Source organism: Flavobacterium sp. GNP011, from assembly GCF_056428925.1.
The window spans coordinates 234256-242659 of record NZ_JBWJVJ010000005.1 but is presented as its reverse complement, the minus strand read 5'-3'; the positions used below and the strand labels follow the sequence as shown (position 1 = coordinate 242659).

General features: G+C 36.7%; 8 protein-coding genes. 2 read left to right on the top strand and 6 right to left on the bottom strand.

The genetic code is table 11. The annotated features are described in order from the left end of the window. Positions 1 to 41: 41 nt before the first annotated feature. Both AC061E_RS07125 and AC061E_RS07120 read left to right on the top strand, forming a co-directional pair. On the top strand, positions 42 to 890 hold the full coding sequence (locus tag AC061E_RS07125) for a GSCFA domain-containing protein (protein WP_478285619.1): 849 nt from the start codon (positions 42 to 44) through the stop codon (positions 888 to 890). Between the two features lie 2 nt (positions 891 to 892). Further along, positions 893 to 1513: a DUF4230 domain-containing protein gene (locus AC061E_RS07120; protein WP_478285611.1), complete on the top strand. Its 621-nt coding sequence runs from the start codon at positions 893 to 895 to the stop codon at positions 1511 to 1513. Positions 1514 to 1586: 73 nt separating this feature from the next. On the opposite strand, the gene AC061E_RS07115 is transcribed toward AC061E_RS07120, so the two are convergent. The 6 genes from AC061E_RS07115 to AC061E_RS07090 all read right to left on the bottom strand — a co-directional run bounded on the left by AC061E_RS07115 (position 1587) and on the right by AC061E_RS07090 (position 8131). Beyond that, positions 1587 to 3344, bottom strand: coding sequence for an aromatic amino acid hydroxylase (locus tag AC061E_RS07115; protein WP_478285610.1), 1758 nt, complete (start codon positions 3342 to 3344; stop codon positions 1587 to 1589). 221 nt (positions 3345 to 3565) lie between these two features. Further along, a complete protein-coding gene (locus AC061E_RS07110; protein WP_478285609.1) occupies positions 3566 to 4699 on the bottom strand; it encodes an esterase-like activity of phytase family protein in 1134 nt (377 codons plus the stop codon). 49 nt (positions 4700 to 4748) lie between these two features. Further along, positions 4749 to 5150, bottom strand: a complete 402-nt coding sequence (locus tag AC061E_RS07105) for a group III truncated hemoglobin (protein ID WP_478285608.1) — start codon at positions 5148 to 5150, stop codon at positions 4749 to 4751. A gap of 57 nt (positions 5151 to 5207) precedes the next feature. Beyond that, positions 5208 to 5744: a DUF4136 domain-containing protein gene (locus AC061E_RS07100; protein ID WP_478285607.1), complete on the bottom strand. Its 537-nt coding sequence runs from the start codon at positions 5742 to 5744 to the stop codon at positions 5208 to 5210. A 66-nt stretch (positions 5745 to 5810) separates the two neighbouring features. Further along, the gene (hutU, locus tag AC061E_RS07095; protein ID WP_478285606.1) at positions 5811 to 7826 is read right to left on the bottom strand and encodes a urocanate hydratase; all 2016 of its coding nucleotides are present in this window, start codon (positions 7824 to 7826) and stop codon (positions 5811 to 5813) included. Between the two features lie 131 nt (positions 7827 to 7957). After that, entirely contained in the window at positions 7958 to 8131 is a 174-nt protein-coding gene (locus AC061E_RS07090; protein WP_478285605.1) for a C1orf53 family protein, read from the bottom strand. Positions 8132 to 8404: the final 273 nt, after the last annotated feature.

Below are 8404 nucleotides of genomic sequence, written 5' to 3'. Positions count from 1 at the left end.
CTAAGCCATAAGCGCCCGGTTCATCGAGCACGAATCGATAACTGGATCTTTTTAAATTTCAAAACAGTTGTAATCCTTTTGGGATTTTGTTTCATCCTTTGGCAATTGAAAAACTCCTATATTTTGCTGTTTCCGAAAAGGAATTTACAGAAGAAGATGTGTTTTTTTATAATGAACGTTGGCATTGTTTTGATGTACATTCAGATTGGAGTAATGCTGACAAACACGAATTACTGGATAACTTGAATGCTATTGTTTTAGCAACGAAACTACAACTATCCCAATCAACGCATGCCATTATCACCTACGGAACCTCATGGGTGTATCGCAATATAGAAAGCCAAGCCATCGTGGCAAATTGTCATAAGGTACCGCAAAAACAGTTTCACAAAGAATTACTTTCTGTTGCAGCAATACAAGAAAGTATAACGAGGACAGTGGATCTAATTTGTTCTCTAAACCCTGAAAGCAAGCTTATTTTCACAGTTTCACCAGTAAGACACATCAAAGACGGTTTTGTTGAAAACCAAAGGAGCAAAGCCAATTTAATTTCGGCTCTTCAAAGTGTTCTTGATACTGATTACTGTAAACTGATTACTGACTATTTTCCTTCGTATGAGATCATGATGGACGAACTGCGAGATTATCGGTTTTATGCAGATGATATGCTGCATCCTAATGCTTTAGCTATCGATTATATCTGGCAACGCTTTAAAGAAACTACGATTTCTGAAACGGCTCACGCTCTGATGGATGAGGTAGAAGCGATCCAAAAAAGTCTTGCTCACAAGCCATTCAACCCTAAATCTGAAAGTCATATTAAATTTGAGACAAGACTTAAGGAAAAAATAGCTATCTTAGAACATCAATATTCATTCATGAAATTTTAATTATGCTCAAACGAATACTTATCGGAATCGGAATTATTATTGCTGTCTTTTTATTGTTTAAATATTGCGATTTTAAGAAAAATGAGGATCAAGATATTACCTATAATACCAATCTCATTCAGCAGCAAATTCTTAACGTGGGCAAGTTGGTTGTTACTGAAGGGCATTTCTCTGAAGTGATTACTTATAAAAACCAACAGAAATATTTGATGGACATGCTTTCTTTTGAGAAAAAAGCCTTGGTCGTTGTTAATGCTGATGTTACTGTGGCCTACGATTTACACCTTATGAAGTACGACATCGATTCTATCAACAAGACAATTACAATTGTGAGTATTCCCAAAGAAGAAATCAAAATCAGTCCAGATATTCAGTTTTACGATGTAGAACAAAGTAAGTTGAATCCGTTTACAGGCGATGATTACAATAAAATCAATAAGTCTGTTAAAGCAAATCTAGCTAAGAAAATTGAGAAATCAAGTTTAAAAACAAACGCTCAAAACAGATTGATCAGCGAATTGTCTAAACTATTAATCACAACAAGTCAGTTGGGTTGGACCTTAAAATACGAAGGACAGGTGATCACAACCGAAAAAGAATTTGGACAAAAAATAAAATTGTAACACAAAAAAAATAACCGCAGATTCACAGATTTTTAGAAGTATTTAAAATCTGCGAATCTGAGGTGTATTGCTTTTAAGCTTTCGCTTTATCAAAAATCAGGTCCAAGCCTCCTGTAACTAAATGAGATACTTCGGGTCTCTTCAGTTTCATTTGATCTAAAAACACCAAAACTTCTTGCAGTAATTGAGGTTCGTTTCTGTCTTTTAGCAGTTCAGTAAGTTCTACTGCAAGCAACCAATCGTTAGGATGATTGCTCTGTATTTTTTCAAAAATGGGTCTCAAAGACGTTTCTTTATCATTTGTTTCTCTGATATTTCGAACCGTTTGATATAAAATTTCTAAATCATCACGCTCAGCACTATGTTTTGCTTTTATGGTAGTACTCGATGGCAAATGGGAAATCAAATCAAAACTATTTACATCAGCAGGGCCAGAAAATGCAGAAGTTACTTTTTTCCCCACCGCCATATCATAAACGCCCCATTCTGGCTGGAATAAAACCGTTTCACCATGCGTTACCGTGCAATTTTTAAAACGAATCAAAGTAATTTCACCTTGTAAGTTTCTGGAGCCTGTAATAATTTCACCTTCTACCGTTATACCGCCCTCAAACTCTAGTCTAACCGTTTTTGATTCGAGTATGTCATAAGCGTTCAAGTCTTTTGGACTCATGTCTTCAATAGCCAAGTTAATGCCTTGAAGTTTACCTATTGGGCTACCAAAACCTTCAGCATGTGTCAAAGTTCCATGACCTACTAATTCTTTTTCTCTATATGCGAGCGCCGTTTTTCCGGTAGTTTGTATGTAAATGGGTTTGCCTTCATGTTCGATAACCGAGCTGAAAACACCTGAAATTTGCAGTCCAGTACTCAATTCGATAGTACCTAAAGCATTCGACTCAATCAATTTGTTAATACCGGATAATCCACCAGTACGCAACGCCATTTTATTAGCAAACTCTTCTAAAACTAAATTTAAATAGGCAAATGTTGGGGTGACATACAACTGTGGTTGCAGTTTAGTAATGTCAAAACTCTGGTTAGCTGCAGAAATATCATAAGGTATTTTCTTTACTTCCGGAGTCATACAATGCGCACTTTCGCCTATAGAGGAAAGCAAACCAGCACCATATATTTTAGGATTTTCAACCGTACCAATCAATCCGTACTCCACCGTCCACCAGTGTAAGTTGCGTATTTGGGCCATTTCTGAGAGTTCGCCCATGTTATTTTGTAAATCTTCAACTGCTTTTTCGGCAGCATCAATCGTAGCTTGTGGCGTACCTTCGGCTTCTTTTACGATTGAAAGTAGTCGGATAGCTTCATACATTTCGTAATCCTTGTGCGAAGAAATTGCTTTGCAACCTATTTCTCCAAAACGACGAAGGTATTCGGCATATTCTGGATTAGCAATAATCGGTGCGTGACCAGCACCTTCATGAATAATATCGGGTGCAGGAGTATATTCAATATGCTCGAGTTGACGAATATCCGATGCAATTACAAGCACATTATAGGCTTGAAATTCCATAAAAGCATTGGGCGGAATAAAACCATCAACTGCAACGGCAGCCCAGCCTATTTCGGTCAGAATGCGGTTCATGCCATACATACTCGGGATATTGTCTATCTCAATACCTGTTTTTTTCAACCCTTCTAGGTAGGAATTATGCGCCACTTTAGATAAATAATCCACGTTTTTACGCATCACATAACGCCAAACCGCTTGATTTATGGGCGTATAATCGCTATAATCCTGAGGTTTAATAAATTGTTGTAAGTGTTTTGGCAATCGGTCTAATAACGGATTACTTTCTATAGTTGTGTTCATGTCGAAAACGTTGTAGTTTTTATGCAAAAATACGAAATTCAGGAGCTAATTCCCGCTTTTCATTGCAAGTTTTTGCAAACCCATTTGTTTTTCTAAAGTTTATAAAAGAGCTTCCTGCGGTCGCTTTTTATAAACAAGAAAAACCAAAAGGCTTTTTCAAAAAGCTTTCCATTGCAATCGGGGCTAGGGGAGTTGCGAATGATAAGATATTGTCGGATTTCCTACTCCATCACTTCAAACAAAAAAAACTGTGTTTTCTGTTTCTCTGCAAAATTGTTGTCAGAAACCAAAACTAAAGATCGGTTGCCGTTAGCCAACTTGGGGCCAAACGTAATTCCTTCAATATTATCAATAAAAATTCCCAAATCATCCATGTTTAGAACCAGTTTTTTAGATCCCAAGTGTATGTTTTGGTTCACTAAGGAGGTGTTATTTTTAACGTTAGTTGCTTTTTTTAGATCACACAAAAAAACTTTTACGGTACATTCTTGCTTCCCCGTAGAGTAGGAGCGTTCCACAACAAGTAGTTTATTTTTACTGTAATACTGAATTGCCGAAATTCCATTGACAGCAAAAGCACCACTCGGATTGGGTTCGCGGGCAATAGGTTCTAAAAGATAGCCGTATTGAGCCGTATTTGTTCCAGATTTGGCATTAAACTGGTACAACCTTATTAAACCTCCTTTGCTAGTTGTGGCTTGGTTACCATCCTCAAATAGCGGTTCCTCAATATTGGTGTAAATGTTTTTATAGTTTTTATCAAAAGTAAGACCTTCCAAAGTGCCATTGTTTCTTGGACCTTTTTCTATTTTTTGCATTTTTAGATTTTCTGGTAGTGTTACATTTCCTAGAAAATCACCTTTTGTAGTCATGAAGTTCAAGGCAGGGTTTTGCAAAATTTCCTTATCTGCGGTTATCACTCGAGCTCCTTCGCTACTCCAAACCAAAGTGTTTGTTTCTGGATTAAATCGGATGTCTTCTGGATCTGTTGAGGTGTTTGGTGCAGTGTTCCAGTTGGCATATACTTTTCCGGTTTCATTTTTTAAAGTACTCATGCTTTGAAATTTAACATTTTTCAGAAAGTTATTTTCCAAAGCTATGGTTGCAGTGTAATAACGAGCCTCATTAAACACCGATCGATCATCGGAAATGATGTAATACAACTCTTTTTTTGGATCATAATCAATACCAGATAAGCCACCAATTTTTGTATTTTGAAATTGGGCATCAAACGGAACTTCAATAGTGTTTAAGAGTTTTAATTTTGGGACATGACTGTGTTCAGCGCTTTGTTTTACATTGGCACAAGAGAAAAGAAATACAGGAAGAACAACTAAAAAAAGTAATTTTCGCATAGAATTGATAGTGTACTGAATAAAATTAAGGTGACTGCAAATCATAGTGTTACGATGGATTAATCTGATTTTTTTCGGCGTTACGAAAATAGTCAATCTTGTAATGAAACATATCTGCCATGCCTTTTGCTCTGTATTTGGCTTCATCTGCCAGTGGCCCTTGGAATAATTGATCGGTAGTTTGTGTAAATAGTTCCATCCAACGGTTAAAATGATCTTTGCCAATAGGGAGCTGTTTGTGAGGCGGAAAGGGACTTCCAGAATAAGAGTGAACTTCTAGCAAAATAGTTTCCCAAAATCCATACATTTTTTCTAAATGTTCCTGCCAACGGTTGCCTATTTTTTCGTTGAAAATAGGGCCAATTATTTCATCCTTTTGCACTTGAGCGTAAAAAGTATTGACTAAGAGTTTAATATCTTCTAAGGAAGCAATATCGGTTTGTGGTATCATAATTTCTATAAAAAAAGCCTACGCAAAGGTAGGCTTTATGTTTGATTGTAGTAATGTCTATTTTTCTTTTGGAGGAAATTGTTCTAAAATTTTAGCAACAAATTCGTTGATTCGCTCTTCTTTGTCTCTTCGGTTTTGAGTTAAATTCCCAACACCTTCACCTTGCCAAATGAGTTCTTTCTTTTTAGCATCAATTAAGTCGATAAAAAGGGTGCCCTCAGTTGAAGTGCTAGCAATTGTATTTTGTCCGCCCCACATAAAAGGACTCCAACCCCAACCCCAGCCATAACCCCATCCAGAGTTGAATTGGTTGACATCAACTCGTTCTCTTTCTTTGGTGAAAATGTTGACTAATAGATCTGGATTTTCGCTTTTGGTCATGCCTTTTGCACTCAATTCACGATCTATAGCGTTTAGAATTCTTTTCTTGTCTAATTGTGAAATTTCAACTTTGTCGATTCCGTTTTTATGAAACGCATACGTTTTGTAAGGAGTGAAATCTACTTTTTTATCAAAATCAGAGTACACTCTAACTGAACTGCAGGAAGCAAATACAAAGAGTAAAAGTACGGGAATACATTTTAGTGTTTTCATAATATTTTATTTTAGTGTTTCAAGTTTGAGGTTTCAGGTTTGAAAAGTTAGACTTGAAACCTGAAACTATAATAAATCTTCGTCAACTACATTAGGGATGGTAACTTTCAACAAAGGTTGCGTTTCCATGGCTCTTTTTATTGCAAAAATTGCTCCTTCGTTTCTTGCCCAACTTCTTCTTGAAATTCCGTTGTTTACATCCCAGAAAAGCATTGATTTTAAACGTTTTGATGCTTCTTTAGTTCCATCAAGAACCATACCAAAACCACCGTTAATTACCTCGCCCCATCCAACGCCGCCGCCATTGTGAATAGAAACCCAAGTAGCACCGCGAAAGCTATCGCCAATAACATTTTGGATAGCCATATCAGCGGTAAAGCGCGAACCATCATAAATATTGGATGTTTCTCGGTATGGAGAATCGGTTCCAGAAACATCGTGATGATCGCGGCCTAAAATAATATAGCCAATTTCGCCACGAGCAATAGCTTGATTGAAAGCTTCGGCAATTTTAATTCGACCTTCGGCATCCGCATATAAAATTCTGGCTTGTGATCCAACGACCAATTGATTTTCTTGAGCTCCTTTGATCCATTGGATATTATCGGCCATTTGTTGCTGAATTTCCTCTGGAGAGTTTGTCATCATTTCTTCCAATACATCGCAAGCAATTTTATCAGTTTTGGCTAGATCCTTTGGATTTCCTGAGGCACAAACCCAACGGAATGGTCCAAACCCGTAGTCGAAACACATTGGACCCATTATATCTTGAACGTAGCTGTTGTATTTAAAATCGAGCCCCATCCCGCCCTTCCCCAAAGGAGAAGGAGAAGCAAGGTTTTTTGTTTTTAATACATCGGCTCCAGCTCGAGAAGCTTCTAATAAAAAGGCATTTCCATAATCGAAGAAATAGGTTCCTTTTTCGGTGTGTTTATTTATTGCAGCCGCATGACGACGCAATGTTTTTTGAACTTCTTCTTTGAATTTGTCAGGCTTAGTTGACATTAACTCATTCGATTCTTCAAAAGTATAACCAACTGGATAATAACCACCAGCCCAAGGATTATGAAGCGAGGTTTGATCAGAACCGAGATCAATATGCAGATTTTCCTTATCGAAATATTCCCAAACATCGACTACATTTCCGAGATAAGCAATCGAAACAACTTCTTGATTTTCTAATGCTTTTTTAACTCTTTGAACCAATTCATCAATATTTTCAATCACTTCATTAATCCAGCCTTGCGAATGACGAATGTGCGTGATTTTAGGATTTACTTCGGCACAAACGGTTACACAACCTGCAATATTTCCTGCTTTTGGTTGTGCGCCAGACATTCCACCAAGTCCAGAAGTAACGAATAATCCGCCTTTAGGCGATTTCTTAATTTTTCTGAATCCATTTAAAACGGTTATTGTAGTTCCGTGAACAATTCCTTGTGGACCAATATACATATAACTACCAGCCGTCATTTGTCCGTATTGAGAAACGCCAAGGGCGTTCATTTTTTCCCAATCATCCGGTGTGGAGTAATTTGGAATAACCATTCCGTTAGTGACAACCACTCTTGGCGCTTCTTTGTGGGAAGGAAATAAACCCATGGGATGACCTGAATACATGGATAATGTTTGCTCTTCGGTCATTTCTGCCAAATATTTCATGGTCAATAAATACTGCGCCCAATTAGAGAAAACTGCTCCATTTCCGCCATACGTAATTAATTCATGCGGATGCTGCGCTACGGCATAATCCAAATTATTTTGAATCATCAACATAATGGCTTTTGCTTGTTCGCTTTTTCCTGGATATTCCTGAATTGGTCGTGCATAGATTTTGTAATCAGGACGAAAACGGTACATGTAAATTCTTCCGTAGGTTTCAAGCTCAGCTTTAAATTCAGAAAGCAATTCAGCATGATGTTTAGGTTCAAAATAGCGCAAAGCATTTTTTAGTGCTAACTTTTTTTCCTCATCAGAAAGAATTTCTTTTCGCTTTGGCGCATGATTTATTGCAACTTCATACGGCTTAGGATTTGGTAAAATCGTTGGAATTCCTTGTAGTATTTGTTCTTGAAAAGTCATTTGTAGTTGTTTTTCTAATGTTGTTATAGGCTGCGTTAGGGATTGAGCAATTGTTTGAGCTCTTTATTGAGTAGCGATAGCGGAACAATAAAAGCGAGTGCGAAAGCCCGACCTGTAAGGTAACGCCCAAATTATTTTTTTGAATTTCCTGTTTTTTTATCAAATCCGTATGGACAATGTCTGCAGTTGTTTTTACAACAATAACCCCGTTTAAGGTGGTGTTTTTCGGTAAAACATTTATATCCTTCTGGTGTATAATAGAAATCTTCTCCTTCTATCAATTTATTTTCATTACTTTGGCTCATTCCTTTTTTTAGATGCTATCTAGGAGAATATAATTTTAAAAATTCTCAAAATAGTTGTTTTCGATTGTTTTGTTTGTTTACAAATTTATAAATTTAAGTACGAATGTTTTTGATTGTGTCTAAATATTTAATTCCAAAAGGATATCGTGGTTTGACGATTTTTCCTTTTATTTTTATTAAATATAGGTCTGATGTAAAAAATCCAATTTTACTGAATCATGAACGCATTCATATCAGGCAACAACTCGAGTTACTTATTCTTCCTTTTTTTAT